The organism is Citrobacter sp. Cb023, assembly GCF_030336805.1.
GTDB classification, from domain to species: Bacteria; Pseudomonadota; Gammaproteobacteria; order Enterobacterales; family Enterobacteriaceae; genus Citrobacter; species Citrobacter braakii.
The window spans coordinates 245,183-271,868 of record NZ_JAOWCV010000040.1 but is presented as its reverse complement, the minus strand read 5'-3'; the positions used below and the strand labels follow the sequence as shown (position 1 = coordinate 271,868).

General features: G+C 53.0%; 26 protein-coding genes and 1 riboswitch. Of the genes, 16 read left to right on the top strand and 10 right to left on the bottom strand.

The features are described from left to right. Window positions 1–183 precede the first annotated feature (183 nt). From tolC to OGW44_RS22175, 3 genes are all read left to right on the top strand, one after another. Window positions 184–1,662: an outer membrane channel protein TolC gene (gene tolC / locus OGW44_RS22185; protein WP_088583064.1), complete on the top strand. Its 1,479-nt coding sequence runs from the start codon at window positions 184–186 to the stop codon at window positions 1,660–1,662. A gap of 147 nt (window positions 1,663–1,809) precedes the next feature. Beyond that, complete coding sequence (locus OGW44_RS22180; protein WP_016154521.1) at window positions 1,810–2,487, top strand: DUF1190 family protein; 678 nt, start codon at window positions 1,810–1,812, stop codon at window positions 2,485–2,487. A gap of 5 nt (window positions 2,488–2,492) precedes the next feature. Next, window positions 2,493–3,653, top strand: coding sequence for a glutathionylspermidine synthase family protein (locus tag OGW44_RS22175; RefSeq protein WP_019077698.1), 1,161 nt, complete (start codon window positions 2,493–2,495; stop codon window positions 3,651–3,653). Between the two features lie 85 nt (window positions 3,654–3,738). Here OGW44_RS22175 and ygiD read toward each other — a convergent pair whose 3' ends face one another. Further along, entirely contained in the window at window positions 3,739–4,527 is a 789-nt protein-coding gene (gene ygiD / locus OGW44_RS22170; RefSeq protein WP_185654428.1) for a 4,5-DOPA-extradiol-dioxygenase, read from the bottom strand. A 147-nt stretch (window positions 4,528–4,674) separates the two neighbouring features. On the opposite strand from ygiD, the gene zupT reads away from it, so the two are divergent. Further along, a complete protein-coding gene (zupT, locus tag OGW44_RS22165) occupies window positions 4,675–5,448 on the top strand; it encodes a zinc transporter ZupT (RefSeq protein WP_016157488.1) in 774 nt (257 codons plus the stop codon). A 65-nt stretch (window positions 5,449–5,513) separates the two neighbouring features. Here zupT and OGW44_RS22160 read toward each other — a convergent pair whose 3' ends face one another. Next, window positions 5,514–5,690: a hypothetical protein gene (locus OGW44_RS22160; RefSeq protein WP_016154525.1), complete on the bottom strand. Its 177-nt coding sequence runs from the start codon at window positions 5,688–5,690 to the stop codon at window positions 5,514–5,516. Between the two features lie 397 nt (window positions 5,691–6,087). On the opposite strand from OGW44_RS22160, the gene assT reads away from it, so the two are divergent. From assT to dsbI, 3 genes are read left to right on the top strand one after another with little or no spacing between them, the layout of a single operon-like run. After that, complete coding sequence (assT, locus tag OGW44_RS22155) at window positions 6,088–7,884, top strand: arylsulfate sulfotransferase AssT (protein ID WP_016157489.1); 1,797 nt, start codon at window positions 6,088–6,090, stop codon at window positions 7,882–7,884. A 23-nt stretch (window positions 7,885–7,907) separates the two neighbouring features. Continuing rightward, window positions 7,908–8,576 (top strand): thiol:disulfide interchange protein DsbA/DsbL, encoded by a 669-nt coding sequence (locus OGW44_RS22150; RefSeq protein WP_019077701.1) that lies wholly within the window; start codon window positions 7,908–7,910, stop codon window positions 8,574–8,576. Between the two features lie 14 nt (window positions 8,577–8,590). Then, entirely contained in the window at window positions 8,591–9,268 is a 678-nt protein-coding gene (dsbI, locus tag OGW44_RS22145; RefSeq protein WP_185654427.1) for a protein-disulfide oxidoreductase DsbI, read from the top strand. A gap of 83 nt (window positions 9,269–9,351) precedes the next feature. On the opposite strand, the gene ribB is transcribed toward dsbI, so the two are convergent. Further along, a complete protein-coding gene (gene ribB / locus OGW44_RS22140) occupies window positions 9,352–10,005 on the bottom strand; it encodes a 3,4-dihydroxy-2-butanone-4-phosphate synthase (protein ID WP_016154529.1) in 654 nt (217 codons plus the stop codon). Between the two features lie 106 nt (window positions 10,006–10,111). Continuing rightward, a riboswitch (FMN riboswitch) is annotated at window positions 10,112–10,261 on the bottom strand. 132 nt (window positions 10,262–10,393) lie between these two features. Between ribB and ubiK the strand changes: the two genes are divergently transcribed. Beyond that, entirely contained in the window at window positions 10,394–10,690 is a 297-nt protein-coding gene (gene ubiK, locus OGW44_RS22135) for a ubiquinone biosynthesis accessory factor UbiK (RefSeq protein WP_003024618.1), read from the top strand. A gap of 34 nt (window positions 10,691–10,724) precedes the next feature. On the opposite strand, the gene glgS is transcribed toward ubiK, so the two are convergent. From glgS to OGW44_RS22115, 4 genes are all read right to left on the bottom strand, one after another. Next, window positions 10,725–10,931, bottom strand: a complete 207-nt coding sequence (gene glgS / locus OGW44_RS22130) for a cell surface composition regulator GlgS (protein WP_019077704.1) — start codon at window positions 10,929–10,931, stop codon at window positions 10,725–10,727. A 307-nt stretch (window positions 10,932–11,238) separates the two neighbouring features. Beyond that, a complete protein-coding gene (hldE, locus tag OGW44_RS22125; protein ID WP_016154530.1) occupies window positions 11,239–12,672 on the bottom strand; it encodes a bifunctional D-glycero-beta-D-manno-heptose-7-phosphate kinase/D-glycero-beta-D-manno-heptose 1-phosphate adenylyltransferase HldE in 1,434 nt (477 codons plus the stop codon). Window positions 12,673–12,731: 59 nt separating this feature from the next. After that, the gene (glnE, locus tag OGW44_RS22120; protein ID WP_137380602.1) at window positions 12,732–15,572 is read right to left on the bottom strand and encodes a bifunctional [glutamate--ammonia ligase]-adenylyl-L-tyrosine phosphorylase/[glutamate--ammonia-ligase] adenylyltransferase; all 2,841 of its coding nucleotides are present in this window, start codon (window positions 15,570–15,572) and stop codon (window positions 12,732–12,734) included. Between the two features lie 125 nt (window positions 15,573–15,697). Then, entirely contained in the window at window positions 15,698–16,999 is a 1,302-nt protein-coding gene (locus OGW44_RS22115) for a CYTH domain-containing protein (protein ID WP_047414043.1), read from the bottom strand. A gap of 241 nt (window positions 17,000–17,240) precedes the next feature. Here OGW44_RS22115 and OGW44_RS22110 point away from each other — a divergent pair, with 241 nt between their 5' ends. Both OGW44_RS22110 and OGW44_RS22105 read left to right on the top strand, forming a co-directional pair. Next, window positions 17,241–17,861: a TIGR04211 family SH3 domain-containing protein gene (locus OGW44_RS22110; RefSeq protein ID WP_016154533.1), complete on the top strand. Its 621-nt coding sequence runs from the start codon at window positions 17,241–17,243 to the stop codon at window positions 17,859–17,861. Window positions 17,862–17,922: 61 nt separating this feature from the next. After that, entirely contained in the window at window positions 17,923–19,158 is a 1,236-nt protein-coding gene (locus OGW44_RS22105) for a multifunctional CCA addition/repair protein (RefSeq protein WP_185654426.1), read from the top strand. A gap of 52 nt (window positions 19,159–19,210) precedes the next feature. Here the strand turns inward: OGW44_RS22105 and bacA are convergent, their stop codons facing one another. Together bacA and folB are read right to left on the bottom strand one after the other, a co-directional pair. Then, complete coding sequence (gene bacA, locus OGW44_RS22100; protein WP_016154535.1) at window positions 19,211–20,029, bottom strand: undecaprenyl-diphosphate phosphatase; 819 nt, start codon at window positions 20,027–20,029, stop codon at window positions 19,211–19,213. A gap of 86 nt (window positions 20,030–20,115) precedes the next feature. Then, complete coding sequence (folB, locus tag OGW44_RS22095) at window positions 20,116–20,484, bottom strand: bifunctional dihydroneopterin aldolase/7,8-dihydroneopterin epimerase (protein ID WP_003828442.1); 369 nt, start codon at window positions 20,482–20,484, stop codon at window positions 20,116–20,118. A gap of 106 nt (window positions 20,485–20,590) precedes the next feature. Between folB and plsY the strand changes: the two genes are divergently transcribed. After that, window positions 20,591–21,208: a glycerol-3-phosphate 1-O-acyltransferase PlsY gene (gene plsY, locus OGW44_RS22090; protein ID WP_016154536.1), complete on the top strand. Its 618-nt coding sequence runs from the start codon at window positions 20,591–20,593 to the stop codon at window positions 21,206–21,208. Window positions 21,209–21,239: 31 nt separating this feature from the next. Here the strand turns inward: plsY and ttdR are convergent, their stop codons facing one another. Beyond that, window positions 21,240–22,181: an L-tartrate utilization transcriptional activator TtdR gene (gene ttdR / locus OGW44_RS22085; protein WP_016154537.1), complete on the bottom strand. Its 942-nt coding sequence runs from the start codon at window positions 22,179–22,181 to the stop codon at window positions 21,240–21,242. Window positions 22,182–22,393: 212 nt separating this feature from the next. Between ttdR and ttdA the strand changes: the two genes are divergently transcribed. The 5 genes from ttdA (at window position 22,394) to OGW44_RS22060 (ending at window position 26,677) form a co-directional block, all read left to right on the top strand. Further along, complete coding sequence (gene ttdA / locus OGW44_RS22080; RefSeq protein WP_016154538.1) at window positions 22,394–23,302, top strand: L(+)-tartrate dehydratase subunit alpha; 909 nt, start codon at window positions 22,394–22,396, stop codon at window positions 23,300–23,302. Beyond that, complete coding sequence (ttdB, locus tag OGW44_RS22075) at window positions 23,299–23,904, top strand: L(+)-tartrate dehydratase subunit beta (RefSeq protein WP_016154539.1); 606 nt, start codon at window positions 23,299–23,301, stop codon at window positions 23,902–23,904. The genes ttdA and ttdB overlap by 4 nt, the downstream gene beginning before the upstream one ends. 48 nt (window positions 23,905–23,952) lie before the next feature. Then, the gene (locus tag OGW44_RS22070) at window positions 23,953–25,416 is read left to right on the top strand and encodes an anion permease (protein ID WP_049283285.1); all 1,464 of its coding nucleotides are present in this window, start codon (window positions 23,953–23,955) and stop codon (window positions 25,414–25,416) included. Between the two features lie 123 nt (window positions 25,417–25,539). Next, a complete protein-coding gene (locus tag OGW44_RS22065; RefSeq protein ID WP_200084175.1) occupies window positions 25,540–26,364 on the top strand; it encodes an urease accessory protein UreD in 825 nt (274 codons plus the stop codon). 10 nt (window positions 26,365–26,374) lie between these two features. Further along, complete coding sequence (locus tag OGW44_RS22060) at window positions 26,375–26,677, top strand: urease subunit gamma (RefSeq protein WP_016154542.1); 303 nt, start codon at window positions 26,375–26,377, stop codon at window positions 26,675–26,677. Window positions 26,678–26,686: the final 9 nt, after the last annotated feature.

Genomic DNA, 26,686 nt, shown 5'->3' with positions numbered 1-26,686 from the left:
CAATAGTGATTAAAATGTGAATTTCAAGGTCGTTTGACTGATGTTTGAACGCCCTTGTGTTAAATTGATGCAAATTAACGCCGTATGGCACGTAACGCCAACTTTTTGAAGTGGCGGATTCTGCTAGAATCAGCAAATATTTTTACAATTTGATCAGCGCTAAATACTGCTTCACAACAAGGAATGCAAATGAAGAAATTGCTCCCCATCCTTATCGGCCTGAGCCTGTCGGGGTTCACTACTTTGAGCCAGGCAGAAAACCTGATGCAGGTTTATCAGCAAGCACGCCTGAGCAACCCGGAATTGCGTAAATCCGCCGCCGATCGCGATGCTGCATTCGAAAAAATTAACGAAGCGCGTAGCCCATTACTGCCGCAACTAGGTTTAGGTGCCGATTACACCTACAGCAATGGCTACCGTGATGCAAATGGCGTCAACTCCAACGCAACCAGCGCGTCATTACAATTGACTCAGACGCTGTTCGACATGTCTAAATGGCGTGCCCTGACGCTGCAAGAAAAAGCAGCAGGCATCCAGGACGTAACGTATCAGACCGATCAGCAAACGCTGATCCTGAATACCGCTACCGCTTATTTTAACGTACTGAACGCGATTGACGTGCTGTCTTACACTCAGGCACAGAAAGATGCGGTCTATCGTCAGTTAGATCAGACCACACAGCGTTTTAACGTGGGCCTGGTCGCCATCACTGACGTACAGAACGCCCGTTCACAATACGATACCGTACTGGCGAACGAAGTTACCGCGCGTAACAATCTCGACAACGCGGTAGAACAGCTGCGCCAGGTGACCGGTAACTACTACCCGGAACTGGCTTCGCTGAACGTTGATGGCTTTAAAACCAACAAACCGCAGGCGGTGAACGCGCTGCTGAAAGAAGCAGAAAACCGCAACCTCTCATTATTGCAGGCGCGTTTGAGCCAGGATCTGGCGCGTGAACAGATTCGTCTGGCGCAGGATGGTCACTTACCGACGCTGGGTTTGACCGCCTCTACCGGCGTTTCTGACACCTCCTACAACGGGTCGAAAACCAACACCTCCCAGTATGACGACAGCAACATGGGCCAGAACAAAATCGGTCTGAACTTCTCGCTGCCGCTGTACCAGGGTGGGATGGTTAACTCGCAGGTGAAACAAGCGCAGTACAACTTTGTTGGCGCGAGCGAACAACTGGAAAGCGCGCACCGCAGCGTGGTGCAAACCGTGCGTTCTTCGTTCAACAACATTAATGCTTCTATCAGTAGCATTAACGCGTACAAACAAGCGGTTGTCTCTGCCCAAAGCTCTTTAGATGCGATGGAAGCAGGCTATTCCGTAGGTACCCGTACCATCGTGGATGTGTTGGATGCCACCACCACGCTGTACAACGCCAAGCAGCAACTGGCGAATGCGCGTTATACCTATCTTATCAACCAGCTTAACGTCAAATCTGCGCTCGGTACGCTGAACGAGCAGGATCTGGTGGCGCTGAATAATACGCTGGGTAAACCGATCCCGACTTCTCCGGATAACGTAGCGCCGCAAAATCCGCAGCAAGATGCCGCTGTGAATGACTTTAACAGCAACGGCAATATGCCTGCGGCTCAACCAACGGCTGCACGTTCAACCAGCAGCAACGGTAACAACCCGTTCCGTAACTGATGCTGATGACGGGGCTTCGGCCCCGTCTGAACGTAAGGCAACGTAAAGATCCGCCCCTTCTTCCGCATTCTCGCCTCTTCCCGCTTCAATTTCGACCAGTCATCCTCTATTCTGAGCAGAGTTACCACTGGGTCCTGGAAGACATAAATGAAACGGACAAAATCTATACATCACGCCTCGTTCCGCAAAAGCTGGAGCGCGCGCCACCTGACTCCTGTCGCTCTGGCAGTTACCGCTGTTTTTATGCTCGCGGGCTGTGAAAAGAGTGACGAAACGGTTTCGCTTTATCAGAACGCGGACGACTGCTCTGCAGCTAATCCGGGTAAAAGCGCCGAATGTACCACCGCGTTTAACAATGCGCTGAAAGAAGCTGAACGCACCGCGCCAAAATACGCCACTCGCGAAGACTGTATCGCTGAATTCGGCGAAGGCCAGTGCCAACAGGCACCTGCACAAGCGGGCATGGCGCCGACCGGTGAAGGCCAGGCTCAGGCGCAGAATCAAAGCAGCGGCAGCTTCTGGATGCCGCTGATGGCAGGCTATATGATGGGCCGCATGATGGGTGGCGGTATGGGCGCTCAGCAGCCGCTGTTCAGCTCGAAAAATCCGGCCAGCCCGGCATACGGCAAATATACGGATGCCGGCGGCAAAAACTACGGCGCCGCAACGCCAGGTCGCACCATGACCGTACCGAAAACCGCCATGGCGCCGAAACCGGCTACCACCTCTACCGTAACCCGCGGCGGATTTGGCGAATCTGTGGCTAAACAGAGCACCATGCAGCGTAGCGCAAGCGGTACTACCACTCGTTCAATGGGCGGCTGATCGTCATGGAAAGAGTCAGTATTGTTGAGCGCCCGGACTGGCGCGATAAAGCCACCGAATACGGTTTCAACTTTCACACTATGTACGGCGAGCCGTACTGGTGTGAGGATGCGTATTATAAGCTCACGCTTGCTCAGGTCGAAAAGCTGGAAGAGGTCACCGCAGAGCTGCATCAAATGTGTCTCAAAGTGGTGGAAAGGGTCATCGCCAGCGATGAGCTGATGACCAAGTTTCGCATTCCGAAGCATACCTGGGGCTTTGTCCGCCAGTCCTGGCTGACACAGCAGCCGTCGCTCTATTCGCGTCTCGATCTGGCGTGGGACGGCACGGGCGAGCCTAAGCTGTTAGAAAACAACGCCGATACGCCAACCTCTCTGTACGAAGCTGCGTTTTTCCAGTGGATCTGGCTGGAGGACCAACTCAATGCAGGCAACCTGCCGGAAGGCAGCGATCAATTCAACAGTCTGCAGGAAAAGCTGATCGAGCGTTTCGCCGAGCTGCGTGAGCAGTATGGTTTTCAGTTGCTACATCTGACCTGTTGTCGCGATACGGTGGAAGATCGCGGAACGATCCAGTATCTGCAGGATTGCGCTGCCGAAGCTGAAATCGCCACTGAATTCCTCTATGTCGAAGATATTGGTCTTGGTGAAAAGGGTCAGTTCACGGATATGCAAGATCAGGTCATAGCTAACCTGTTCAAGCTCTATCCGTGGGAATTCATGCTGCGCGAAATGTTCTCCACTAAGCTGGAAGACGCTGGCGTTCGCTGGCTGGAACCAGCCTGGAAGAGCATTATCTCTAACAAAGCGTTATTACCGCTGTTGTGGGAAATGTTCCCGGATCATCCGAATCTGCTGCCTGCGTATTTCGCCGAAGATGACTATCCTCAGATGGATAAATTCGTCGTAAAGCCGATCTTCTCACGTGAAGGCGCGAACGTTTCCATTATCGAAAACGGTAAAACGATCGAAGCAGTGGAAGGGCCGTACGGCGAAGAAGGTATGATCGTGCAGCAGTTCCATCAGCTACCGAAGTTTGGCGACAGCTATATGTTGATCGGCAGCTGGCTAATCAACGATCAACCAGCTGGCATTGGCATTCGCGAAGACCGCGCGTTGATCACGCAGGATCTCTCGCGTTTCTATCCGCATATTTTTGTCGAATGACTGAGAGTGCCGGGTGGTGGCTGCGTCTTACCCGGCCTACAGCATGAACTGTAGGCTCGATAAGCGCAGCGCCATCGGACATTTATCATCCGACCTGCACCGACAACATACTCAAACTTCCCATCTCAATCCCGTCAACAGGAATAATCACCGGCTCTTTGCCATCCCAGGCACCTAATACATACAGCAGCGGCAGATAGTGATCCGGTGTCGGGTTCGATAACGATCCCCCTTCATGATCGAGATAGTTCACCAGCGGGTGCTGTTCAACCGGTCCCTGCCATGTCAGGTTTGCTTTAACATATTCGTTGAATGAGGTCGCCCACGGATATGGCGTGTCCTCTCCGTGCCAACGCGCAGTGCGCAGGTTATGCACCACGTTACCGCTGGCTACCAGCATAATGCCCTCATCACGCAGTGCCGCCAGCTTGCGGCCAATTTCAAAATGCCAGGCCGCAGGTTTGGTACTGTCAATGCTCAGCTGCACCATCGGAATATCCGCATGCGGGTACATCTTGATCAGCACGCCCCATGAACCGTGGTCAAAACCCCACGCCTCTTTGTCTAAGGTAACGGGCACCGGGGCCAGCAAGTCAACCAGATGCTGCGCCAGTTCCGGTGATCCAGGAGCCGGGTAATGGGTGTCATACAGCGCCTGCGGAAAACCGCCAAAATCGTGGATCGTTTTAGGCGCTTCCATCGCCGTCACGCCCGTGCCACGAGTGAACCAATGCGCCGAGACCACCACAATGGCTTTCGGGCGCGGCAACGTTTCCCCCAGTTGCTGCCAGGCGCGGGTATAAACGTTATCTTCCAGAACATTCATCGGGCTACCGTGACCCAAAAACAATGCTGGCATACGAGTTGAAGACATGATGATATCCTTACTGAGGGAGTCATTTTGATACCACCACAATACGCTTATTCGGCTGATGAAGAACTCAGATAACCATGATGAAGATCATCAGTTATTTTGACGATCCAACCCGGACAGCAGATTGATAAGGAGTTTTATTTGTCGATGTCAGTACCTTTACTTCTGACTTTACTGGCAGGCGCCGCCACGTTTATCGGCGCATTTCTCGGCGTGTTAGGGCAAAAACCCTCCAACCGCGTACTCGCCTTTTCTTTAGGCTTCGCCGCAGGGATTATGTTACTGATCTCACTGATGGAGATGCTCCCAGCCGCACTGGCTGCTGAAGGTATGTCGCCGGTATTGGGCTACGGAATGTTTATCGTTGGCTTACTGGGATACTTTGGCCTGGACCGCCTATTGCCGCATGCGCACCCTCAGGATCTGGTACAGAAAACCACGCGGCCTCTGCCCGGCTCCATTAAACGTACCGCGATTTTATTAACGCTCGGCATTAGCCTGCACAACTTCCCGGAAGGGATAGCGACGTTTGTTACCGCCAGCAGCAACCTCGAGCTGGGCTTTGGTATTGCCCTTGCCGTCGCATTACACAATATTCCTGAAGGATTAGCCGTTGCGGGTCCAGTCTATGCAGCCACGGGCTCCAAACGTACGGCGATATTCTGGGCCGGGATCTCGGGCATGGCGGAAATCCTGGGCGGCGTACTGGCGTGGTTAATTCTGGGGAGCCTGATCTCACCGGTAGTGATGGCGGCAATAATGGCAGCAGTCGCAGGAATTATGGTGGCGCTGTCCGTCGATGAGCTAATGCCGTTGGCAAAAGAGATCGACCCGAATAATAATCCCAGCTATGGGGTACTTTGTGGAATGTCGGTGATGGGGTTAAGTCTTGTCATCCTCCAGTCCATGGGGATCGGCTAATTCAGAGGGCGGATGCCACCCTGCTAATTTACAGCATCCGCTCATCCATAGCAGAACGTGAAGGACTATTCCTGTTCCTTAACCGCGCTGTTATCTTCGCCAGAACGACGAAAGAGTTTGTTTCGCGCCTCGAGTAATGCATCCCGGTCTTGCCGAAATGCCCGACAATAACGCTTCATATGGCAATAATAACCAACTGCAACGAGTGCAATTAATACAATCCAGTACCAGGCGATAAACATTCTTTTACCCTTAAAATTTAACATCATTAAACATTTAACGTTAAAATTTTACACAACCTTATTCTGACATACTCCTATAGTGGCATATTCCAGAAACAAATATATGATTTCGATCATATAAACCAGCAGCTATGCAAATAGTTAACACCGTTATAAAAAATAAAACAATGTCGACAAGATCACACTGCGCAATAATAAATATTGCCCTTAAAATAACGCACTCATACCATCCAAAAAATAATAAAAATTAGCACCTGCAAAATAATACATTTCATCAATATTAATATATTCACCATAAAAGTAGCATCAGCAATACCATTTTTTATTATATTCACATCGTAAAAACATAATATATTCAGCACTGTTATATTTAAAGATAATATAAGGAGATATATCCATGTTTACACAGTACCGAAAAACACTTCTAGCCGGAACGCTTGCACTGACGTTTGGCTTTGCCGCAGGGAATTCATTTGCCGCGGGTTTCCAACCAGCCCAGCCCGCAGGAAAATTGGGTGCGATAGTCGTTGACCCATACGGAAACGCCCCTCTTACCGCACTGGTTGAATTAGATAGTCACGTTATTTCGGATGTTAAAGTCACCGTTCATGGTAAAGGTGAAAAAGGAGTCCCAATTACCTATACCGTCGGCAAAGAATCCCTCGCCACCTACGATGGGGTTCCTATTTTTGGCCTTTATCAAAAGTTCGCTAATAAGGTCACCGTTGAATATAAAGAAAATGGCAAGGCCATCAAGGAAGATTACGTGGTGCAAACATCTGCCATCGTTAATCACTACATGGATAACCGTTCTATTTCCGATTTACAGCAAACAAACGTTATTAAGGTCGCACCTGGCTTTGAAGACCGTCTCTATCTGGTGAATACCCACACCTTTACCGCGCAGGGCGCAGAATTCCACTGGCATGGTGAAAAAGATAAAAATGCCGGTATCCTGGATGCAGGTCCGGCCGGTGGCGCATTACCCTTTGATATCGCACCCTTTACCTTTGTCGTTGATACGGAAGGCGAATATCGTTGGTGGCTGGATCAGGACACTTTCTATGACGGTCATGACATGGATATCAACAAGCGCGGTTACCTGATGGGCATACGGGAGACACCGCGCGGCACCTTCACCGCCGTACAGGGCCAGCACTGGTATGAGTTCGATATGATGGGCCAGATTCTGGCCGACCATAAGCTGCCGCGCGGATTCCTCGACGCATCGCATGAGTCCGTCGAAACGGTGAACGGCACCGTACTGCTTCGCGTGGGTAAACGGGACTATCGCAAGGAAGATGGCATTCACGTACAAACTATCCGCGACCAGATTATTGAAGTCGACAAATCCGGTCGTGTTGTTGACGTGTGGGATCTGACAAAAATTCTCGATCCGATGCGTGATGCACTGCTGGGTGCGTTGGATGCGGGCGCGGTATGCGTCAACGTGGACCTCGCTCATGCCGGCCAGCAGGCAAAACTGGAGCCAGATACCCCCTACGGTGATGCCCTCGGAGTGGGTGCAGGTCGTAACTGGGCGCACGTTAACTCTATCGCCTTTGATGCCAAAGATGACGCCATCATTATCTCTTCCCGCCATCAGGGGGTTGTCAAAATCGGTCGCGATAAACAGGTTAAGTGGATCCTTGCACCGTCTAAAGGCTGGAATAAGGCGCTGGCAAGCAAGCTGTTAAAACCGGTTGATGATAAAGGCAACGCACTGAAATGTGATGAAAATGGCAAGTGCGAGAATACCGATTTTGATTTTACCTACACTCAACACACCGCATGGCTCTCCAGCAAAGGAACGCTTACCATTTTTGACAACGGCGATGGCCGTGGACTCGAACAACCGGCGTTACCAACAATGAAATACTCCCGTTTCGTAGAATATAAAATTGACGAGAAAAAAGGGACCGTCCAGCAAATTTGGGAGTACGGAAAAGAGCGCGGTTATGATTTTTATAGCCCTATCACCTCGGTTATCGAATATCAAAAAGATCGCGACACCATGTTTGGCTTTGGTGGTTCGATTAATTTATTTGACGTTGGACAGCCAACCATCGGCAAAATCAACGAAATTGACTACAAAACAAAAGAAGTCAAAGTCGAAATTAATGTCCTGTCCGATAAGCCAAATCAAACTCACTACCGTGCATTGCTGGTTCATCCACGCCAAATGTTTAAATAATTACGTTAGATTAAGGATTAATTATGTCATCTAAATGGATCACTTCATTATTTAAAAGCGTGGTATTAACCGCCGCGCTTGCCTCACCGTTTGCAGCATCAGCGTTTACTGAAGGCACTGATTATATGGTTCTGGAAAAACCAATTCCCAATGCCGATAAGACGTTGATCAAAGTATTCAGTTACGCCTGCCCATTTTGCTACAAATATGATAAAGCCGTGACAGGGCCCGTGTCAGACAAAGTCGCCGATGTCGTTACTTTCACTCCGTTTCATCTGGAAACCAAAGGGGAATACGGTAAGCAGGCCAGTGAAATCTTTGCCGTAATGATTGCCAGGGACATGGCTGCAGGTATTTCATTGTTTGACGCCAAATCACAGTTTAAAAAAGCCAAGTTCGCTTATTACGCCGCCTACCACGATAAGAAAGAGCGCTGGTCAGAGGGTAAAGATCCCGCCTCATTCATCAAAACAGGGTTGGATGCAGCGGGCATGAGCCAGGCTGATTTTGACGCGGCATTGAAGGATCCAGCCGTCCAGCAAACGCTGGAGAAATGGAAAGCAGCATATGATGTCGCCAAAATCCAGGGCGTTCCGGCTTACGTCGTCAATGGTAAATACCTGATCTACACCAAAAATATCAAATCTATTGATTCCATGGCTGAGCTTGTCAGAGAGCTCGCGAAAAAATAAACAGGGACCCGGCTATGGCTTTCATAAAAGGATCGTGGCGAGACTTACGCAATACACCGGTTGATACCCTGGTGAGATGGCAGGAACAGCGCTTTCTGTGGCTGTTGATGGCTTGCGCAATGGGTGGATTGATTATTCTGGCGCACTCGTTCTTCCAAATCTATCTCTACATGGCCCCCTGCGAGCAATGTGTCTACATTCGTTTTGCCATGCTGGTGATGGTTTTTGGCGGATTGATTGCGGCAATCAACCCCAAAAATGTTGTTCTGAAGCTCATCGGTTGTATCGCGGCATTTTACGGCAGCATCCTGGGCATTAAGTTCTCCATCAAACTTAACAGCATTCATTATGCTGTACATAACCCGGACCCGGATTCGCTGTTTGGCGTACAGGGATGTTCCACCGATCCGACATTCCCTTTTAATTTGCCTCTGGCCAACTGGGCACCGGAGTGGTTTAAACCCACAGGAGATTGCGGCTATGACGCTCCCATTGTTCCCGACGGCGTGGCGCTCAGCAGTACGCAAAAGTGGTTTGTCGATCTGTACCAGCAGTCAGAAGGCTGGTATCTGATCCCGCCTTGGCATTTTATGAACATGGCGCAGGCCTGTTTGTTGGCCTTTAGTTTGTGCTTACTGTTGCTCGTCATTATGAGCGGCGCATGGGCATTACAGCGGGTGAGAACCAAATAATCGGAGCAAGAAACAAAAAAACCGAAGCCTGGAAGATGGCTTCGGTTTTTTATACTTACCGCGACTAACGTGGTAATTTGCGATTAGCTGGCTTTGCGCTCATGCGCCTGACGGTAAGCCACCAGGTCTTCGATAGTAACTACCGCCATATTATGCTTGCCGGCAAATTCGATACATTCTGGCGCACGCGCCATGGTGCCATCGTCATTGGTCAGTTCGCACAGCACGCCTGCCGGTTTAAACCCTGCCAGCGTCATCAGGTCGATGGTTGCTTCAGTGTGACCACCGCGGGTCAACACGCCACCTGCCTGAGCACGCAGCGGGAAAACGTGCCCCGGACGGTTAAGATCGGAAGGTTTAGCGCCATCCTGAATTGCCGCACGCACCGTAGTAACACGGTCCGCAGCGGAAACGCCGGTGGTCACGCCTTCTGCGGCTTCAATGGTGACGGTAAAACCGGTACCGTAAGCGCTGGTGTTATTTTCCACCATCATTGGCAGATCGAGCTGTTTGCGTCGGTCTTCAGTGATGCACAGGCATACAATACCGCTGCCGTGACGAATGGTCAGAGCCATCTGTTCAACGGTCATGGTTTCTGCTGGGAAAATCATATCGCCTTCGTTTTCACGATCTTCGTCGTCAAGCACCATCACACCGCGTCCTTCACGCAGCGCAGACAGCGCAAGTTCAACACGTTCGAAAGGCGTACCAAAAGAGGAAAGTAGCGTCTGATTCATGGTAAAAAAACCTCACTAAAATTATGGTTACCAGAATCAGGGCAGTCTTAGGAGTACCGTCTAAGCGGCAAAAAAATAACGTGAGCGGGTCCATGCCCGACTGGATCGTTACTCTCTCCCATCCGGACTCTAACCGTCGGCCCCGGAATTACACCGGATCTGCTGACCTTTGAGTTTGCACCCAAAGCGCTCGCGGGCTTTCAACCTGAGTTGATTTACCGCCGGTGGGGAATTTCGCCCCGCCCTGAGAATAAGCGGGTTAACTATAACGCTATTGATTACCTTCATCAACGCCTTTGCTCGTCTTAGCTTCACACAATTCTGGTTTATGCCTGTGCCAGTTCGCACTACAATAGGCAACAACACGTACCAGTTCAGGGAAACCACAATGATTGACCCGAAAAAAATTGAGCAGATTGCTCGTCAGGTTCACGAGTCGATGCCGAAAGGGATCCGCGAGTTTGGCGAAGACGTCGAGAAGAAAATTCGTCAAACGCTGCAGTCACAGCTGACCCGTCTGGATCTGGTAAGCCGTGAAGAGTTTGATGTACAGACTCAGGTTTTGCTGCGTACCCGTGAAAAGCTGGCGCTACTTGAGCAACGTCTGACTGAGCTGGAATCGCGTGAAAAAACGGCAGAAGTTAAACCTGCTCCCGCGATCCCGTCAGTCGATCCGCAAGAGTAAAAACGACAACGGGCCGCAAGGCCCGTTTTTTCTGTTAGTGTTCCAGTTCTAGCTTCCTGGCCTCCGTCGCCTGCTGGCAGTACAGCGCATAGCGTTTGCAAAACCAGCTACGATGTTCTTCATCCATATTCCCAGTTATCGCCTGGATATCTACGGGATGGCCCTCAGCTTGCATCCTGGCAAAACTACGGGCCAGGAAATCGAAATTGTTCATTGAATACATATTGCTGTTCATGAGCATACCCTCCAGTTATTGAATATCTGTTAAGGCCATATGCTTTTTCTAATTTCAGTATTTCCCTGGATGCGAAGTTATTCTGTACATATTGTGCGCAAACCCACTGCGCTGGTTCACAGTTTCCCACGAAATCTAAGAGGGGTCGGATTTAAGGTCAGCGTGACGCACGCTGATTGTAACGTCATGTAAAAGTAAATCGGGGGGAGAAATCCCCTCTCCCCTTATTCCTTTACTCTGGGTTGAAGAAAACAGCAGCATCAATAGCAAGAAACGTATTGCATCCAAAAGTTCGATACGTTTCCAGCATTTGTTATTTATCGCTGTCTTTTTGGATCTTCTTGATGATATTGGTCGTTGAGCAGCCATCTTCAAAGTTCAGCACCAGCACTTCACCGCCGTTCGCCCACACTTCTTTGCTGCCCGCAATATCTTCCGGCTTATAGTCGCCGCCTTTTACCAGCAGATCCGGCAGGATGCCGGCAATCAGACGCTGTGGTGTGTCTTCTTCAAAAGAGACCACCCAGTCGACGGCTTCCAGCGCGCCCAGCACGATCATGCGCTGTTCCAGCGGGTTGACCGGACGCGTTTCGCCTTTCAGACGTTTGGTCGAAGCATCGCTGTTTACCGCCACGATCAGACGATCGCCCAGCTTGCGCGCATTCGCCAGATAGGAAACGTGGCCCGCATGCAGGATGTCGAACACGCCGTTGGTCATCACCACTTTCTCACCGCGCTTGCGGGCGCTGGCTACGGCCTGTTTCAGCTCAGACTCGCTCATCACGCCAAAGCCAGTGTCGGCCCGACCGCGCACGGCGTTTTCCAGTTCAATCGGGGAAACGGTGGAAGTCCCCAGTTTACCGACGACAACACCCGCTGCGGCATTAGCAAAATAGCACGCCTCTTCCAGAGTGTTCCCCGCCGCCAGCGTCGCTGCCAGCACACCGATCACCGTATCGCCCGCCCCCGTCACGTCATACACTTCCTGCGCCTGCGTCGGCATATGCAGTGGCGATTTGCCCGGTTGCAGCAGCGTCATACCCTGTTCGGAACGCGTGATCAGCAGCGCGGAAAGGTCGAAATCTGCAATCACTTTCATGCCGCGCTCAACCAGTTCATCTTCGCTTTTGCACTTACCGGCCACCGCTTCAAATTCAGACAAATTCGGCGTCAGCAGCGTTGCGCCACGATAGCGTTCAAAATCGGTCCCTTTCGGATCGATAAGCACCGGCACCCCAGCCTTACGCGCCAGAGCAATCATCTGCTGCACGCTTGCCAGCGCGCCTTTGGCGTAATCAGAGAGCACCAAAGCGCCAATGGAGCCCAGAGCCTGGTTAATACGCTCATGCAGCGGCTGCGGATCCACGCCTTCAAAACCTTCTTCGAAATCCAGGCGAATCAGTTGCTGGTTGCGGGAAAGCACGCGCAGTTTGGTGATCGTCGGATGAGTTGGCACAGAAACGAAGTCACATTTTACGTTCACATCCGCCAGCGTTTTGCTCAGCGCACGCGCCGCGTCGTCAATCCCAGTCAGGCCAACCAGACGCGAATTCGCTCCCAGAGAGGCAATGTTCATCGCCACGTTTGCTGCGCCACCGGGACGTTCTTCAATGGTATCAACCTTCACCACCGGAACCGGCGCTTCAGGTGAAATACGGCTGGTAGGACCGTACCAGTAGCGATCTAGCATCACATCACCGACAACCATGACTCCTGCACGTTCAAACTCTGGCAGCGTTACTTTCATTCCTGTCTCCTGAGAGATTCTCTGAGGGTCTTAAAATTTGCGCGCGATAATAGCACACTTCACTCGGCAACCAGCCACTTCTGCCAGCTGTCACGCACCAGCGTACGTTCAGCGTCGAAGTGCTCCGGCGCCACATGGCCCGGAAGTTCCTGCAATGCAAGATGATGAAGTTCATCGCGCAGCGTCGTATAAGCACGGGTAAGCGCCAGCGCTTCCTGCTCATCCATAATGTCGTTTTGCGCCAGTAACTCCAGAATGCGCACGTTATCCGACCAGCGCGTCAGCTTCGGTTTTTCATGCGCATAGCGCAGCACCAGGTATTGCGTAATAAACTCAATGTCGGTGATGCCGCCTTCATCCGCTTTGATATCAAAACGATCGCGATGCTTATTGCCCAAATGGGCCCGCATTTTCTCACGCATTTCGCGCACATCGGTCTGCAAGGTTTTCGCATCGCGGACGAGGGTCATGATATCGCGACGAATCGCATCAAACTGAGAGGTCAACCGTGGGTCGCCGTACACCACTCGAGCGCGCACCAGCGCTTGATGCTCCCACGTCCAGGCTTCGTTGCGCTGGTAATCAGCGAAAGCCTCGGTTGATGTCACCAGCATTCCCGCCGCGCCGGACGGACGCAGCCGCGCATCCACTTCATATAAAATACCGGATGAGGTGCGGGTGCTGAAAAGGTGCATAATGCGCTGCGACAGACGCAGATAGAACTGTCGCCCGTCAATCTCACGCTCACCATCCGTCATCACGTCCATAGGACAGTCATGCAGGAAGATCAAATCAAGATCCGAACTGTAGCCCAGCTCCCAGCCGCCCAGTTTGCCATACCCGACGACGGCAAAACCGCGCCCCTCACGCTCGTCAAGATGAGTGGGTTGCCCGTAGCGAGCGACCATCTGCATCCACGCCTGCTGGACTACCGCATCAATAATAGCTTCCGCCAGCCAGGTTAAGTGGTCGCTCACCTTCATCACCGGCAGCGTACCAGCGATATCTGCCGCGGCAATGCGCAACAGCTGCGTTTGCTTAAACTGACGCAGCGCTTCCAACTGCTGCTCTTCGTCATCTTCCGGCACGCGCAGCAAATACTGGCGCAGTTCATCACGGTAGGCATCCGTCGCGGTGGGTTGATACAGGGTATTCGGATCCAGCAGTTCATCGAGCAACAGCGGATACCGCGCCAGCTGGCTGGCGATCATCGGCGAAGCGGCACATAACGAAATCAGATGCTTAAGCGCTCCGGGGAATTCACTCAGCAGCTCCAGATAGGTCGTACGGGTCACAATGCCTACCAGCAGCGGTGTGATGCGCGACAGTGGGACTGAGGCGTCGTCACGCGAACAGACATCGCTCAGCAGATGCGGCATTAAGTGATCCAGCACCTGGCGTCCGCGTGGGCCAATGGTGCGTTTATCCAGCTCTTTGCGAAAATCGGCAATCAGAGACAGCACGCGCCGGCGATCGTCATCCGCCAGATGCGTCAGCACCGGCGTGGTGTCATCTTCCTGTAATGCGTCCTGCCACAGTTCACGCCACTGTTCTGAGAGCGACTCTTCCTGGGTTTCTGCTTCGTCATCGCCAATCAACTCGTTAAACACCCGGCGCACGTTGTCCATATGACTGGCCAGCACATCGGTTAGCTGCTGCCAGTCATCGACGTTCATCCCCCACGCCAGCCGCGCGCGGTTCAGTTCATCGCCTGGCAACGTCTGGGTCTGCTCATCATTGATACTTTGCAGCAGGTTCTCCAGACGACGTAAATAGAGATAGGCTGCGCGCAGTTGTTCCGCGTCGGTGTCTGACAGCAGGTGCAACGCATTGATGGCGCTGAGCGTGGGTAACAGCGAGCGGGATTGCAATGACGGCTCGCGCCCACCGCGAATAAGCTGGAATACCTGCACGATAAATTCGATTTCACGAATACCGCCCGCGCCCAACTTAATGTTGTCTTTCAGACCACGGCGGCGCACTTCGCGGGCAATCATTCCTTTCATGTTACGCAGAGACTGGATCACGCTGAAATCAATATAGCGGCGGAAAACAAAAGGCCGCAGCATAGCGCGAAGCTCACTGACGTAGGTACCGTCGCAATCGCCCATAATGCGGGCCTTGACCATCGCATAGCGTTCCCAGTCGCGCCCTTGTTCCTGGTAATAATCCTCCAGCGCGGAGAAGCTCAGCACCAGCGGGCCGCTGTCGCCAAACGGGCGTAAACGCATATCCACCCGATAGACAAATCCATCCATTGTGGGCTGATCCAGCACTTTGATGAGCCGCTGGCCCATACGGGTAAAGAACTGCGCATTATCCAGCTCGCGACGTCCACCCTGCGTACTGCCGTGCTCCGGCCAGGCAAAAATCAGATCGATATCAGAGGAAAAATTCAGTTCGCCGCCGCCCAGTTTCCCCATGCCTAAAATCAGCAGCGGTTGCGCAACACCTTGTGGATTACAGGGCGTACCCCATTCACGACAGCAGGCGGCGTATAACCAGTCACGCGCGGCGACGATCAACGTTTCAGCCAAATGGCTTAGCTGCTGCAAGATACTCTCTTCCGTCACCAGCGACAGCGTCTGCGCCCAGGCGATACGCACCATTATGCGACGGCGAAACAGGCGCAGCTCACGCATCAGCGTGTTTTCATCGCTAACGTCGACCAATGCTTGCTGTAACCAATCAGCATAGTGTTGCCATTCATCCGCCCCGGGTGGCGTGCTTTCCAGTTCGACCAGCCATTCGGGATGGGCAATAATGCTGTCGCGAAAAAAATCACTGAATGTAAGCACTGACTTCGCCTGAATACTAAGCGAGGACTCAGATATTGCTGCTGGCAGCCGCTCAACAACGGTCGGCCAGTACTGCTGTAACGGTGAAGAGAGCTGCTTCATTTATGGATTATCCTTTGAATAGTACCGGGCAGCGGCATGTTGCCTTATCCAGCCTGCATGACGCTTCCGCCCATCGCGTAGGCCTGATAAGCACAGCGCCATCAGGCATCCCGGCCTCACCCTGATTATCGTTTTCCGCTGTGCAACCAGAACGGTTCCAAAGCGATCGCCTCGTTGCGGAAGTGTTCAATTTCAATGTATTGGTTGGCCGCAATGGCGTGACGTAAACCCTGCCAGGTGGCGATCCATTCCGATGCGACCTTTTCGTCGTAGTATCCCGCCAGCATCAGCATGCTATCAATGTTGCGCGTCAGGCGCGGAAGTTGATCGGCGTACTGATCGCCCAGCGGCTGAGCAAAAGCTGTTTTCAGTTCAGCAGCATGGCGCGAGAGATGGGTATCTGAGAAACGCTTAAAGGAGTCGGCTATTTTACCCTGCGCCTTCGCATCAAGGAACGGCTGCCACCCTTTGGTCACCAGCCATTCGGTCAGCGCCAGCTTGGCCATCGCCGTTTGCGTGCTGTAAACCGCGGAAACGGCAGAAACGTCAGACGCAATGATCGCTTCCGACTGGGTCAGCAAATCACGTAAGTGAGCACTCGCTTTTCGCGGCACATTACCGCCAAACAGCATCAGAATGTGACGCACCAGGCCCATCGCAGCCAGCACCTCGGCTTTCGCCCCTTTGACGCCACGCACCCACAGCTCTTCATGGTACTGCCACTGTGATAATGCCAGCTCCAGCGCCGCTTCCAGCCCTTGCTCAATACTCGCTTTTGCCGGAACCTTCAAAATGCGCGTCGGTTTGAGTTCACGCGGCGCATTCCCCTGAGCCAGATGATAGCCGCGCGCCGCTTTACTCAGGCTGCCCTGGCGTAAACCGGTTTGCGATACCAGCTGGTTTGCCAGCTTCAATACCGCACGGGTATCGCCGCTTAACAACTCCAGTTCAAGCTCACAGATAGGTTCAGCCAACTCGCCCGCTTTCACTTCCCCGAGATCGAGGGCCATTTCAATGCGGCTACCGTCGATATCAAGGTGCCATTTCTCACGGTAAAAATCGGTGCTGAAGAGCGGCTGTACCTGAGAGGCAAGTTCAGCGGGCAGTTCGCCATCAGGCCAGACTTCCGTTGGAAACAGGGAGAGATCCAACTCTGGCGCGTTCAGCGCAACGTTAAACTCCGGCCGCTGATGCAGGCCACCCGTCACTCGCCCGGCAATTTTCATGGTCATTTCGTAATGACCGTTCTCACCGCGAATACGCAGCCCCATATCGTGACCACGCAGCCACGCATCCGGCGTTTCGTAGTAGATATTCAGCAACTGGCTGGGCGCATGATGCTCTCCCCCCAGCGTATTCAGACGTTCACGTAGCGCATCTACAGCGTCACTATTGACGATAAATTTTAATTCGATTTCCTGGGCCATGGTCTTGTACTTATGGGTTATGTCACAGTTGAGAAAACTGACTGCGAACTAAGCTCGTTCTTTATTGTCAGTAGATAGTATTTTGCGCCAAATTGCCATGCAACGAGCAATTTGACGGGCGTAAAAGTTTCGAGTGGTGGCAAAAAGGACACAGATGATTCCGATTGATGTCGAATGCTTTGCGTAGAGACACTGATGCCACTACTATCGTTCCACTTTCTATGACAATAACGACAGCCTGATGCCAAAATTACGCCTGATTGGATTAACTTTACTCGCACTTAGCGCCACTGCAGTCTCTCATGCCGAAGAAAAGCGCTATGTTTCTGACGAACTGAACACCTGGGTCCGCAGCGGTCCGGGAGATAATTATCGCCTCGTGGGTACGGTTAACGCCGGCGAGGAAGTCACGCTATTACAGACCGATGCCAACACTAACTATGCCCAGGTGAAAGACAGCACCGGACGTACCGCCTGGATCCCACTGAAAGAGCTGAACAGTACGCCGAGCCTGCGTACCCGCGTTCCCGATCTGGAAAACCAGGTTAAGACCTTGACCGATAAGCTCAATAATATCGACACCACGTGGAATCAGCGCACCGCCGATATGCAGCAAAAAGTGTCGCAAAGCGACAGCGTAATCGACGGGCTGAAACAAGAAAACCAGAAGCTGAGGAACGAGCTTATCGTGGCGCAAAAGAAGGTCAGCGCAGCCAACCTTCAGCTTGATGACAAACAGCGCACCATCATCATGCAGTGGTTTATGTACGGCGGCGGCGTGCTGGGTCTTGGTTTGTTGCTCGGCCTGGTTCTGCCACACATGATCCCCAGCCGTAAACGCAAAGATCGCTGGATGAACTGAATCGCCTTCTCCGCCACACTGACATATGATTAAGGGATCATAATTTCAAAAGGAAAGTGGCGTGAAGATTTATCTGGTCGGTGGTGCTGTTCGGGATGCGTTATTAGGGCTACCGATTAAAGATAAAGATTGGGTTGTTGTCGGTGCCACGCCGCAAGAGATGCTCGACGCGGGCTACCAGCAGGTAGGCCGCGATTTTCCCGTGTTTCTGCATCCGCAAACCCGGGAAGAGTATGCGCTGGCGCGTACCGAACGCAAATCAGGCTCGGGGTATACCGGATTCACCTGTTACGCCGCGCCGGATGTAACGCTGGAGGCCGATCTTCAGCGTCGCGATCTGACCATCAACGCAATGGCCCGCGATGACGACGGCGAGATTATCGATCCGTATAACGGACGCGACGATCTGGAAAACCGTCTGCTACGCCATGTGTCCCCCGCCTTTAGCGAAGATCCATTGCGCGTGCTGCGCGTGGCGCGCTTTGCTGCCCGCTATGCGCACCTCGGTTTTCGTATCGCTGAAGAAACCATGACGCTGATGCGCAATATGAACGCCGCAGGGGAACTGGAGCACCTGACGCCAGAGCGGGTGTGGAAAGAAACAGAAGGTGCTTTAACCACCCGTAACCCACAGGTATTTTTTCAGGTCCTGCGCGACTGCGGCGCACTGCACGTCCTGTTTCCGGAAGTAGATGCTCTGTTTGGCGTTCCCGCGCCCGCGCAATGGCACCCGGAAATTGATACCGGTATTCACACGCTGATGACGCTGTCGATGGCGGCCATGTTAAGTCCGGAGGTCGACGTGCGTTTTGCCACGCTGTGCCACGATCTTGGCAAGGCATTGACGCCAAAAGCGCTGTGGCCACGCCACCACGGTCACGGTCCGGCTGGCGTTAAGCTGGTCGAGCAACTGTGCCAACGCCTGCGCGTGCCGAATGACATCCGTGATTTAGCCAAACTGGTAGCCGAGTTCCACGACCTCATTCATACCTTCCCGATCCTGCAGCCGAAAACCATCGTTAAGCTGTTTGATTCCATCGATGCCTGGCGCAAACCGCAGCGCGTGGAGCAAATCGCCCTGACCAGCGAGGCCGACGTGCGTGGGCGAACCGGTTTTGAAGCGGCGGATTATCCGCAAGGCAGGCTGTTGCGTGAAGCCTGGCAGGTTGCGCAGGCGGTACCAACGAAAGACGTCGTTGAGGCGGGATTCAAAGGTCAGGCTATTCGCGAGGAACTGACCCGGCGTCGGATCGCGGCGGTGGCCGCCTGGAAAGAACAACGTTGCCCAAAAGCATAGACAGTGCATTGCCGGATAAGCGTTAACGCCGCTATCCGGCAAGCTAGCAAAATCAGAAGAACACGACGTAAACGGCTGCCGCCACAATAAAGCGGTAAATCGCAAACGGAATAAACGAGATGCGCTTAATCAGCTGCAGGAAGGTTTTGATCGCCACCAACGCCACGATAAACGCCGTCACGAAACCAACTGCAAACATCGGAATATCTGATGCGCTGAGGAACGTCCAGCTTTTGTAGAGATCCAGCGCCGTTGCGCCCATCATCATCGGCACGGCCAGCAGGAAGGAGAATTCGGAGGCCGCGTAACGGCTTACTCCCATCAGCATACCGCCAGAAATCGTCGCCCCGGAACGAGAAAAACCCGGCCACAGCGCCAGACACTGGAAACAGCCAATCATAAACGCCTGGCGATAGGTCATATCATCCAGACCCGGCGCACGCGGCTCTTTCGGCTTCAGGCATTCTGCGGCAATCAGCAGCACGCCCCCTACCACCAGCGCATACATCACGTTGATCGGGTTAAACAGCGATTTGATGATGTCGTGGAAAATCAGTCCCAGTACGACGGCAGGAACCATCCCCAACAGGATATGGCCCAGCGTCAGCCGACCTTTGCCAGTGCCTTCATGTGGGACCTTACCGAAGTGAATGCCAATCAGGCCAAACAGACGTCGCCAGAACATCACCACGACCGCCAGGATAGAGCCCAACTGGATAACCACCTCAAATGTTTTTGCGGTGTCACCCTCAAAACCCAGCAAGTGGCCAACAATAATCATATGGCCGGTACTGGAAACGGGTAAAAACTCCGTCAATCCTTCGACCACACCCAAAATTGCCGCCACCAGCAGCGAGTGCATATCACTCATTAATGAACCTCTAGATAGATAAACCACGGCGAAAACGAGCCGACATAAAGACCCTTTTATACCCGTTTGGTTTAGATATTATTATTTTAATTATTTTCTTTCAGATTATTGCCACGCTCAATGATAACCCCGACGTTGGCCGCACGGGCTACCGCGCCAGGTTTACTGAGTTTGATCCGCACCCATGGAGAATTAAAACGGCTCAGCAGCAGATCCGCCACCTCTTCCGCCACGCGTTCGACCAGCGCAAAGCGCCCGCCTTCCACATGATTAACAACCGTTTGAGCAATATCAGCATAGCTCAGGCAATCAGCCACATCATCGCTTTTAGCCGATTTACGGTTGTCCCACGCCATTTCGATATCGAACACCAACTGTTGTTCGATCGTTTGTTCCCAGTCGTAAACACCAATAGTGGTGATTACAGAAAGTTGCTCTATAAATACAATATCCATCACGACCTGCCTGCTTTTTGGCTAACCCGGATACCACTTCCGGCGAAATATGCGTATTATCCACAGAAGTAGCGTTTTACACGACATTTTCAAAACGGAACAGCTTATGAGTGCAATCGCGCCTGGAATGATTATCTTCGCGTACCTCTGTGGCTCAATTTCCAGTGCTATTCTGGTATGCCGCCTTGCTGGATTACCGGACCCGCGTGACAGCGGATCTGGGAATCCGGGCGCGACAAACGTATTGCGCATCGGTGGCAAAGGAGCCGCCGTCGCGGTGCTGATTTTCGACGTCCTGAAAGGTATGTTACCCGTCTGGGGTGCCTATGCGCTAGGCATTAGCCCCTTCTGGCTGGGATTGATCGCGATCGCCGCCTGTCTGGGTCACATTTGGCCGGTCTTCTTCGGCTTTAAAGGTGGGAAAGGCGTTGCCACCGCCTTTGGCGCAATTGCGCCGATTGGTTGGGATTTAACCGGCGTGATGGCCGGAACCTGGCTGCTGACCGTCTTATTAAGCGGCTATTCATCACTAGGCGCTATCGTCAGCGCGCTGATCGCCCCCTTTTACGTCTGGTGGTTCAATCCCCAGTTCACTTTCCCGGTGTCCATGCTGTCGTGCTTAATTCTGTTACGCCACCATGACAACATTCAGCGTCTGTGGCGTCGTCAGGAGCCAAAGATCTGGACCAAGCTGAAGAAAAAACGCGAAAGAGACCCAGAGTGATTTTAATGTCGGATAGCGACGCAACAGCGTCTTATCCGGCGTGGGGAATGTGATACCCCTCTACCGGTTTGCCTAATCGGTGCTGGCACCACGTCGCCAGAAACTCCACGCACACCCGAAGCTTCACGCTGCGATACAGCGGCTCCTGATAAACCGCCCAGATATTGGCGCTTTGCGCATAGTCCGGCAGCACGCGCACCAGTTCACCGCTTGCCAAAAACGGCTGCAGGTCCCATTCGGAACGCAGCATAATCCCTTTTCCCTGTAGCGCCCACTGCAACACAATCTCGCCGCTGTTAGAGGAAAGATGTCCCGCCACCTTGACCGACTTTTTCTCCTGGCCGTTATCCAGCTCCCACACCCCGTGGGTCATATCGCGTTCTTTAGTGACCAGGCAATCATGACGACTTAATTCCTGCAGCGTTGTCGGCTCACCGTATTTTTGTAAATACGTCGGCGCTGCACATAATATTCTTCTATTTTTCGTTAACAAATGCGCAATATAATAATCCGGAATTTCGTCATTAATACGAATATCCAAATCGATATTATCCTGCGCCAAATCAATTTGCCGATCGTAAAGTTCAAAATGCACCTGTAATTCAGGATAGCTATGCATCAGTTCGGTAATAGCCGGTGCAATATAACTGCGCCCAAAGCCAAAGCTACAGCCGATACGAATCATCCCTGCCGGGCGCGTTTTGAGTTGCGTGACGTCATCGACCAGATGCTGATAGCCCGCAAGAATAGCCTGCGCATGTTCATAACAACGTTGACCACTCTCCGTGAGTGTCACGCCGCGCGCGGAGCGGCTTAGCAGCGTCGTCCCCAGCGTGGACTCAAGGATCTGAATGCGTTTCGTCACAAACGCGGGCGTTTGGCCGAGCGCCGCGGCGGCGGCACTGAAGCTGCCGCTATGAACAATTTCAACCAGGACCTGCAGGTCTTTCGCGAGGGGATACGTGTTCAGCATGATCGGTATATCCGTAAAGTTGTTAACCGCAGTGTAATTCCCTCATGCGTATTAAACCCTGCCTTTGCGCAATTTTTATTGCTTATCTGAACATCATTCACGATCTGTTAATTGGATATTCACAGTGACAAATAATATAAACCCACATTTTTAGTGGTAGTTTGTGGCGGAGAATTTATTTCCAGATAAATAAAAGAACTGGAGTTAACAAGATGAGCAATCAAAATAACCAAAATGCGATAACTACGCTGACAAACATTGTCGCCGATTTTACCGCCATGATTTCTACCCGCATGCCTGACGATGTCGTAGATAAATTAAAACAGCTGCGTGAAGGCGAAACTTCGCCGATGGGTAAAATCATCTACCACACCATGTTTGACAACATGCAGAAAGCTATCGACCTGAACCGTCCGGCCTGTCAGGACACCGGCGAGATTATGTTCTTTGTGAAGGTCGGCTCCCGTTTTCCGCTGCTGGGCGAATTGCAAAGCATCCTGAAACAGGCCGTTGAAGACGCCACGGTAAAAGCGCCGCTGCGCCATAACGCGGTCGAGATTTTTGACGAAGTGAATACCGGCAAAAATACCGGTACCGGTGTGCCGTGGGTCACCTGGGACATCATCCCTGATAACGACGACGCGGAAATCGAAGTCTACATGGCAGGCGGCGGTTGTACGCTGCCGGGACGTTCGAAAGTGTTAATGCCTTCTGAAGGCTACGAGGGCGTGGTGAAATTTGTCTTCGAAAATATCTCCACGTTAGCAGTCAACGCTTGCCCGCCGGTGCTGGTGGGCGTAGGTATTGCCACCTCCGTGGAAACCGCCGCCGTACTTTCTCGTAAAGCGGTGCTACGTCCTATCGGATCACGTCATCCGAATCCAAAAGCGGCCGAACTGGAACTGCGTCTGGAAGAAGGGCTGAACCGTCTGGGCATTGGCCCGCAAGGGTTGACCGGGAATAGCTCGGTGATGGGCGTGCATATCGAATCCGCCGCACGCCATCCGTCGACTATCGGCGTTGCCGTTTCTACCGGCTGCTGGGCACACCGTCGCGGCACGCTGTTGGTTCATGCTGACCTCTCCTTCGAAAACCTGTCTCACACCCGGAGCGCGTTATGAAAAAGATCCTCACAACCCCGATCAAAGCCGAAGATCTGGCCGACATTCGCGTTGGCGATGTCATCTACCTGACCGGTACGCTGGTGACCTGCCGTGACGTGTGTCACCGCCGCCTGATCGAACTGAAGCGCCCGATTCCTTATGACCTGAACGGCAAAGCCATTTTCCACGCGGGGCCCATCGTACGTAAGAACGGTGAAAAATGGGAGATGGTCTCCGTTGGCCCAACCACCAGCATGCGTATGGAAGCGTTTGAGAAAGACTTTATCGAGCAGACGGGCGTCAAACTGGTGGTCGGCAAGGGCGGCATGGGACCGCTAACGGAAGCAGGCTGCAAACAGTTTAAAGCGCTGCACGTAATCTTCCCGGCAGGTTGTGCGGTCGTGGCGGCAACCCAGGTTGAAGAGATCGAAGAGGTACACTGGACCGAACTTGGCATGCCGGAATCCCTGTGGGTATGTCGGGTTAAAGAGTTCGGCCCGCTGATCGTTTCCATCGATACCCACGGCAATAACCTGATCGCCGAAAACAAAAAGCTGTTCGCTGAACGTCGCGATCCTATCGTCGATGAAATCTGCGAGCACGTGCACTACATCAAATAACCCTCCCGGAGAGGCGCTGCGCCTCTCCCTTTTCGTAGGGATACAACAATGGCACCTTTAGCTGGTTGGTGGCGATACCTGGCTCCGCTGGTGGTCATCGCCATTATTGCTGTACTGCCCGTCCCCAACGGCCTTGAGAGCCACACCTGGCTCTATTTTGCCGTTTTTACCGGTGTGATTGTGGGCCTTATTCTGGAACCTGTACCGGGCGCGGTGGTAGCGATGATTGGCATTTCGATCATCGCCGTCCTTTCACCGTGGCTGCTGTTCAGCCCGGAGCAACTCGCGCAGGACGGTTTTAAATTTACCGCCAAATCGCTGTCATGGGCGGTATCAGGTTTTTCAAACTCGGTAATCTGGCTTATCTTCGCGGCCTTTATGTTTGGTACCGGCTATGAGAAAACCGGGCTCGGTCGACGTATCGCGCTGATGCTGGTGAAAAAGATGGGGCACCGGACGCTGTTTCTCGGCTATGCGGTGATGTTCTCTGAACTTATCCTCGCTCCCGTCACGCCATCCAACTCCGCGCGCGGGGCCGGAATAATCTACCCGATTATCCGCAACCTGCCGCCGCTGTATAACTCGCAGCCCAATAGCGCCAGTTCTCGCTCCATTGGCTCGTACATTATGTGGATGGGCATTGTCGCCGACTGCGTCACCAGCGCCATTTTCTTAACGGCGATGGCGCCGAACCTGCTGTTAATCGGCCTGATGAAAGGCGCGTCCCACACGGCGCTGAGCTGGGGCGACTGGTTCTTAGGCATGCTGCCGCTGAGTATTTTACTGGTGCTGATTGTGCCCTGGCTGGCGTACGTGTTGTATCCACCGGTACTGAAATCCGGCGATCAGGTTCCGCGCTGGGCGGATACAGAGCTAAAAGCAATGGGACCGCTCTGCGCACGCGAGAAAAAGATGTTGGTGCTGATGGTCGGCGCACTGGTGCTGTGGATCTTCGGCGGCGATTACATTGACGCTGCGATGGTCGGATACAGCGTAGTGGCGTTGATGCTGGTACTGCGCATCATTAGCTGGGATGACATCGTCAGTAATAAAGCCGCGTGGAACGTCTTTTTCTGGCTGGCCTCGCTGATAACGCTGGCGACCGGGCTCAATAACACCGGTTTTATTACCTGGTTCGGCAAGCTGCTGGCAAACGGGTTGAGCGGTTATTCGCCGATGATGGTGATGGTGGCGCTCATTGTGGTGTTCTATTTGCTGCGCTACTTCTTTGCCAGCGCCACGGCGTATACCTCCGCCCTGGCGCCGATGATGATTGCCGCCGCACTGGCAATGCCGGAAATTCCACTTCCGGTCTTCTGCCTGATGGTCGGCGCAGCCATTGGTCTCGGCAGCATTCTGACCCCGTATGCCACCGGTCCTAGCCCTATCTACTACGGCAGCGGCTATTTGCCTACGGTGGATTACTGGCGACTCGGTGCTATTTTTGGCCTGATTTTCCTTGTGCTGCTGGTGATTACCGGTCTGGTCTGGATGCCCCTCGTTTTACTGTAAAACCCCATTGGGGCGGCATATTGTCGCCCCTTTATCCATAAGCTTCTCATATGATCGATTTCCCGATGCGCTGAGGCATACTTTTTTGTATGCAAACACCCTCATGCTGATAAGGGAAACGCTCTGGACACGGTTGCGCACGAGACACTCACACGGGGCTGGCAGGCCGAACTGGATCTGCATTTCACCCGCACTGGGCACAACACGGTGCTCGCCTCGGCGCGTCATCAGGGTCCATTGACGGTTCAGCGCCCGTTTTACCCGGAAGAGGACGTCTGCCACCTCTATTTGCTTCATCCACCCGCGGGGATCGTCGGCGGGGATGAACTACACATTGCCGTAACTCTCAACGAAAACAGTCATGCGTTAATCACCCAGCCCGGCGCGGGAAAGTTTTATCGCAGCGGTGGCCCGCAGGCGTTGCTGCGCCAACATTTCACGCTCGCCCCGCACGCCACGCTGGAGTGGCTCCCCCAGGATACGATCCTCTTTCCTGGCGCCAACGCCACTATCCAGTCCGTCTTTCACATCGCGTCGGAGAGTCGACTGCTGGCCTGGGATCTGCTGTGCCTCGGGCGACCAGTTATGCAGGAGTCCTTCAGCCACGGCTCGCTGCAAAACCGTCTGGAAGTGTGGCGAAATGGGCAGCCGCTGCTGATAGAGCGCTTGCAGTTGCAGAAGGGGGAGCTGAGCGGCGTCGCGCACCATCCGTGGGTCGGCACGTTGCTGTGTTATCCGGCCACTGAAAACATGCTGGAAGGCACGCGCGAGCGGCTGACGCCGCTTGGCGATTACGCCGGGGCAACGCTTAACGACTCACTGCTGACGATCCGCTTTCTTGCCGACGACAACCTGATTGTTCAGCGCGTTATGCGAGACATTTGGCAATTTCTGCGCCCGCTTTTGACACACAAACCGCCCGTACTACCGCGAATCTGGCAAACCTAAGAGACCCCGTATGGAACTAACCCCCAGAGAAAAAGACAAGCTGTTGCTGTTTACCGCCGCGCTGGTGGCAGAACGTCGCCTGGCCCGCGGGCTGAAGCTGAACTATCCGGAATCGGTGGCGCTAATTAGCGCTTTCATCATGGAAGGGGCACGCGATGGTCAAACTGTGGCCTCGCTGATGGAAGACGGGCGTCACGTCCTGCGCCGCGATCAGGTGATGGAAGGCGTGCCGGAGATGATCCCAGATATTCAGGTTGAAGCGACGTTTCCGGACGGATCAAAGCTGGTCACCGTCCACAATCCGATCGTTTAAGGAGCGGCA

Bases quoted from the DNA above. Each gene is read 5' to 3' on its own strand.
- tolC (WP_088583064.1), top strand. From the start codon at position 184: ATGCAAATGAAGAAATTGCTCCCCATCCTTATCGGCCTGAGCCTGTCG.
- OGW44_RS22180 (WP_016154521.1), top strand. From the start codon at position 1,810: ATGAAACGGACAAAATCTATACATCACGCCTCGTTCCGCAAAAGCTGG.
- OGW44_RS22175 (WP_019077698.1), top strand. From the start codon at position 2,493: ATGGAAAGAGTCAGTATTGTTGAGCGCCCGGACTGGCGCGATAAAGCC.
- ygiD (WP_185654428.1), bottom strand. From the start codon at position 4,527: ATGTCTTCAACTCGTATGCCAGCATTGTTTTTGGGTCACGGTAGCCCG.
- zupT (WP_016157488.1), top strand. From the start codon at position 4,675: ATGTCAGTACCTTTACTTCTGACTTTACTGGCAGGCGCCGCCACGTTT.
- OGW44_RS22160 (WP_016154525.1), bottom strand. From the start codon at position 5,690: ATGTTTATCGCCTGGTACTGGATTGTATTAATTGCACTCGTTGCAGTT.
- assT (WP_016157489.1), top strand. From the start codon at position 6,088: ATGTTTACACAGTACCGAAAAACACTTCTAGCCGGAACGCTTGCACTG.
- OGW44_RS22150 (WP_019077701.1), top strand. From the start codon at position 7,908: ATGTCATCTAAATGGATCACTTCATTATTTAAAAGCGTGGTATTAACC.
- dsbI (WP_185654427.1), top strand. From the start codon at position 8,591: ATGGCTTTCATAAAAGGATCGTGGCGAGACTTACGCAATACACCGGTT.
- ribB (WP_016154529.1), bottom strand. From the start codon at position 10,005: ATGAATCAGACGCTACTTTCCTCTTTTGGTACGCCTTTCGAACGTGTT.
- ubiK (WP_003024618.1), top strand. From the start codon at position 10,394: ATGATTGACCCGAAAAAAATTGAGCAGATTGCTCGTCAGGTTCACGAG.
- glgS (WP_019077704.1), bottom strand. From the start codon at position 10,931: ATGCTCATGAACAGCAATATGTATTCAATGAACAATTTCGATTTCCTG.
- hldE (WP_016154530.1), bottom strand. From the start codon at position 12,672: ATGAAAGTAACGCTGCCAGAGTTTGAACGTGCAGGAGTCATGGTTGTC.
- glnE (WP_137380602.1), bottom strand. From the start codon at position 15,572: ATGAAGCAGCTCTCTTCACCGTTACAGCAGTACTGGCCGACCGTTGTT.
- OGW44_RS22115 (WP_047414043.1), bottom strand. From the start codon at position 16,999: ATGGCCCAGGAAATCGAATTAAAATTTATCGTCAATAGTGACGCTGTA.
- OGW44_RS22110 (WP_016154533.1), top strand. From the start codon at position 17,241: ATGCCAAAATTACGCCTGATTGGATTAACTTTACTCGCACTTAGCGCC.
- bacA (WP_016154535.1), bottom strand. From the start codon at position 20,029: ATGAGTGATATGCACTCGCTGCTGGTGGCGGCAATTTTGGGTGTGGTC.
- folB (WP_003828442.1), bottom strand. From the start codon at position 20,484: ATGGATATTGTATTTATAGAGCAACTTTCTGTAATCACCACTATTGGT.
- plsY (WP_016154536.1), top strand. From the start codon at position 20,591: ATGAGTGCAATCGCGCCTGGAATGATTATCTTCGCGTACCTCTGTGGC.
- ttdR (WP_016154537.1), bottom strand. From the start codon at position 22,181: ATGCTGAACACGTATCCCCTCGCGAAAGACCTGCAGGTCCTGGTTGAA.
- ttdA (WP_016154538.1), top strand. From the start codon at position 22,394: ATGAGCAATCAAAATAACCAAAATGCGATAACTACGCTGACAAACATT.
- ttdB (WP_016154539.1), top strand. From the start codon at position 23,299: ATGAAAAAGATCCTCACAACCCCGATCAAAGCCGAAGATCTGGCCGAC.
- OGW44_RS22070 (WP_049283285.1), top strand. From the start codon at position 23,953: ATGGCACCTTTAGCTGGTTGGTGGCGATACCTGGCTCCGCTGGTGGTC.
- OGW44_RS22060 (WP_016154542.1), top strand. From the start codon at position 26,375: ATGGAACTAACCCCCAGAGAAAAAGACAAGCTGTTGCTGTTTACCGCC.